1 protein-coding gene is annotated in these 368 nt (G+C 38.0%); it reads right to left on the bottom strand.

Annotated elements, in window-relative coordinates; translation table 11 throughout:
* Window positions 1-152, bottom strand: a 152-nt coding sequence (locus tag DC53_RS21905) for an RNA polymerase sigma factor region1.1 domain-containing protein (protein ID WP_204247276.1), incomplete at its 3' end; no start/stop codon positions are given.
* Window positions 153-368: the final 216 nt, after the last annotated feature.

Below are 368 nucleotides of genomic sequence, written 5' to 3'. Positions count from 1 at the left end.
ATATCGTTGATCATCTGGATAATATCTTCAATCTGATCGGAATCGACCATGTCTGCTGGTAAATGGTCATTAACCTCGGCATAGGTTAAATAACCTTGCTCTTTACCTTTGGCCACTAGAAGTTTTAGACGAGACTGTGAGGTTTGCTCCATAGATTTTATCCACTTTTAATGCTGACAAAAAGAATAGCAACAAAAAGTTGCATAAGGATTAATTATAACTGTTTATAGTGGGTGCCGCTAGCCTAAGTTAGCGCTCATTTGTGATTAATTGCGCATATTCTTTACGCTCGTCGGTGGTCAATCCCTCAACACGGTCTTTGTGGGATAATTGTTCGAGACGTAGTTCTAAATGCTTATTAATTATTT

The organism is Pseudoalteromonas fuliginea (assembly GCF_000690055.1).
In the GTDB taxonomy this organism is placed as follows: domain Bacteria; phylum Pseudomonadota; class Gammaproteobacteria; order Enterobacterales; family Alteromonadaceae; genus Pseudoalteromonas; species Pseudoalteromonas fuliginea.
This window is presented reverse-complemented; position numbering and strand designations above follow the sequence as displayed.